The following is a 3,501-nucleotide window of genomic DNA, read 5'->3' on the forward strand; positions in this document are numbered from 1 at the left end:
GCACTACCGTAAGAACCCGGTCCTCACCGAGGTCCGAACCACCTAACCGAGCCTCCACGAAACCCGGGGCGATTCACACTCTCAACAGACGCCCGCCTGGCGGCAATACCGGATGTTCCTGCTTACTCGATCGATCAGGTGTCAATCCACTACGCTGGGCCTACGTCAGCAGTTGCTCGTGACCGTGAGCGGTCGCCATCGTGGTAGGGGGAGCCATGGCACGGTACTACCGGCGAGGGCATTGGAGAACCTCCAGGGACGGATCGCTTCACTGGGTGTCAGGACACGCGGTTTCCCGATATGGGCAGCAGTCATCGTCTCCGCCACTAACTCTCATGCGGCCAGTAGGTCCATCTTTCGCCGCACCGTATACCCGGTCTAGCCCCCAATCTGTAGTGGAATGGCAGGAGCTTCCGGCAGAGCCGAACGCTCACTGCCCCGTGTGCGGAGCTGCCGTGTGGTTCTACCGCAACAGGAAGGGAGGATGCGCCTACTTCGACGTCCTGGGTCGCCCCTGGACACTCCACCCCTGCATGGCGATGAATCGCAGTGGGTGGGACATAGAGGCGTCGACTGAGGCGAAGGCGCGATACATAGACACCCTGCGACGCCGGCGGACCACGGGCATAGACGCAACTTCACCGAAGTTCGCAAGAAGCGAGAGCCGTCAGTCTCCGCTGTGGCCGTCGGGCAGGTCAGGAACGGCGAAGCCATCCAGATTGATACTTGACGAGATTCCGCTCAGCACGGATTCACTACAACGGCCAGCCACACCCGTTCTCTGGTGGCTCAGTGTTGTTGCGTCGGTGGCCTGGGTCCTTGGGGTTGCTTTCACCGGTCACTCGTTCGGCGGGGTACAGGACGCCAACACCCTGGCGAGTTGGCTCTGGTTCGCGGTCATCCCCATTGCCACGAGTCTGCGGGCGATAATTTGGTCCTTCCGAGCCGCCGAGCGCCCACAGCGGATTGCGCCCTTCCCTGTCGCACTGGCCATGGCGGCCGCCCTGCCGCTCTTCGCTGGCGTGACTTTCGCCAACGTCGCCAGCCTTGGCTTGGGGGTCCCCCTAGCGGGCCTGCTGTGGTCCCAGTACGTGAAAGGGCGCGCGCGGGAGACGAAGCCACACACACGGGCGAGGCCCCCCGGTGTTACGCGGCCCGCACCCCACCCCAGAGCGGGATCATCCGCACCTGGAGCGGGAGCGACGCCCGTCCCTGTGAGTGACGGCGTCCCTAACTCTCCGGTAGCTAGAGAGGGGGGCGATCGAGCACATGGAGCGCACCAGGTCCCGACTGCCGAGCATGCTCGTATGCAGGAAGCCTTAAATGCGTATATACGCCGTCGAACCGAGGCGGAAAACTGAACCGTCACCGAGCGGCAACCGTTGCCCGGAAGAGCTCCACATTCCGACGTAGGCGCAGGACCTGACGCTATGCCTTATTTCGGCAGCACAGGTCGCTCGAAGCTACGACAACTGAATGCCACCGTTCCTGACGACGCAGGGGTGCCCCTTCGACCGCCTTTGAATGTGCGACGGTTTCGTGAAACGTGATCGGCAGCCGAAAGGCTGACTCACGGGCCTGTCAAGACACTATCAGTCGGCACCCGTCCAGAGTTGACCGGACGTGAGAAGCTGCTCTGCAGAGCAGAGTCCTACTCTGAGGATAGTTTCTCACCGCGAGCACCCACTATGATCCCATGAGCGAACCGACCTCAAGCCCGCCTCGTTTCCGTACCCGACAGCCACAAGTCTTCGCTCGGGACACACGTCTCGGGTCCAGCGCGCCGATGGTTTACTTGCCTCGCGGGGGCGCCGACATGCTCCGCCATGACGCCACCGCGGGGCACTTGGTCTGCCCGTTCCCTGACTGTGAAGACCCCCGCTTAACAGTGCGAGGAACCCGACGGGTGCGGGACCACTTCGCCCATAGAAGTGGTGGCCACGCGCCTGAGACTCTTGCCCATCACACTGGAAAGAATCTGATTGGGGCTTGGTTACGGAGGGCGTACCCGAAGGCGGCGGTTCACGTGGACACCTGCGAAACGGAGTCCGGCGCGCGCCCAGACGTCTTTCTCTCGCTGCCATGCGGTCGCAAAGTGGCCTACGAAGTGCAGTTGGCACACCTGACTGAGGATGAGTGGCTGAAACGTCACCACCGCTACCGCAACGAGGGAATCCGTGATGTGTGGCTGTTCGGCGGCATCAAATACTATCGACCTCTAGGCGGCGGTGGAGCATTGAAGCTCGGCCGCGTGGCCCTGAAAGTGCTTGATAGCGAGCACCCGATACTGTTTTTGGACCCTCGGGCTGAACAACTCGGCTGGGTAGTTGGTGAAGGTGTGATACCGGCGCTGGGAGGCAGCCCGATTGGAGGAGGGTACCGCGCAGAGTGGTTCGATCTCACCGACTGTCAACCCATGGCCGGCGTCCCGAACCTGCCGGGGCTTCACGAGCAGATGCGTCGGGGGCGCCAGTTCCGACAGCATCTCGCCGAAGAACGCAGTCGGGATGACGCGCTTCAGCGATCTGCGCACTGGCGCGATGAGGAGTGGGGGGCCGTGCGCGCCAAGCTGGAACTGGAAAGGGGGCGCCCACTGCCACGGGTAATTGACCTCTCGGCCGGGGAGGATGTGGTCCAGAACGCGGACGAACAGGGTGCTCGCGCCGTGGAGCGCGAGCAGTTCCTGTGGCCATGGTCCGCTTCGCACTGGCGATGGCTCATTATGGCCGAGCTCGATCACCACATTGGCTCGACCCTGTCGATGGCCGCTCTTCTCGATGCCTCCCTACCCGGGCATGAGAAGCTCGGCGGTTCTTGGCCTCGGCAGCTGGACTGCTTCCTGACCCGCCTACGCGATGCGGGCTACATCTGGTTCGCAGGACAAGCCGCGCCGGTGGCCAAGGAGGGGATTCTCGTCCTCTCTGGGGAAGCCGGTGAGCCGCCTCCGGAGACGCCGAACGGTCGTCGATTGCTGGCGAACCCAAGCGTCTGCCTAATTGAGAGCGCCAGCGCGCGCATCGTGTGGCAGGCGAGTCAAGCTGTAGACGTCCTACGGTTGCGCAGCAATAGAGGGCGCTCGACATCGAAGTGGTCTGCCCTACCCCCAGGCGTGCTGGGCACCGTCACTCGTGCCCTGGCCGAAGGTCCGGACAGAGGGCGCCTCCCACCTTTGCAGTAGAGAATCGCAGCAGCGTCTTGTCTGCTCTCCACAACGCGTGCTCCCAGCGGCAGTTCCGGATGATTGAACTGCGCCGCCGGGCTAGATCGTGCGGGCACTCGCTCTTGTCAGGCGAGGATCCGGGAGCGTCGCTTCTGGACGCGCCTTGAGTCAGCATCAGGTAGGCGTTGAGTGACATTCCGTCAGTAGGCGGGTCTCTTGAGCCCCGGTCTTTCATGAGGTCGGGCTGGTGGGCTCGGCGCGAGCGTGATGGTCATCGTCTGTCGGATTTGGCGCGTGGGCGTGGGGTAGCGCCGGCTGGCGCTGCCGGGCTGCGGTTCTCC

At 63.4% G+C, this 3,501-nt stretch carries 1 protein-coding gene; it reads left to right on the top strand.

All coding sequences use genetic code 11. The annotated features are described in order from the left end of the window. Positions 1 to 1,816: 1,816 nt before the first annotated feature. Positions 1,817 to 3,178, top strand: a complete 1,362-nt coding sequence (locus Q0795_RS16970) for a competence protein CoiA family protein (RefSeq protein WP_298891710.1) — start codon at positions 1,817 to 1,819, stop codon at positions 3,176 to 3,178. Positions 3,179 to 3,501 lie beyond the last annotated feature (323 nt).

The sequence above is a fragment of the uncultured Serinicoccus sp. genome, assembly GCF_947487915.1.
GTDB lineage: Bacteria > Actinomycetota > Actinomycetes > Actinomycetales > Dermatophilaceae > Ornithinicoccus.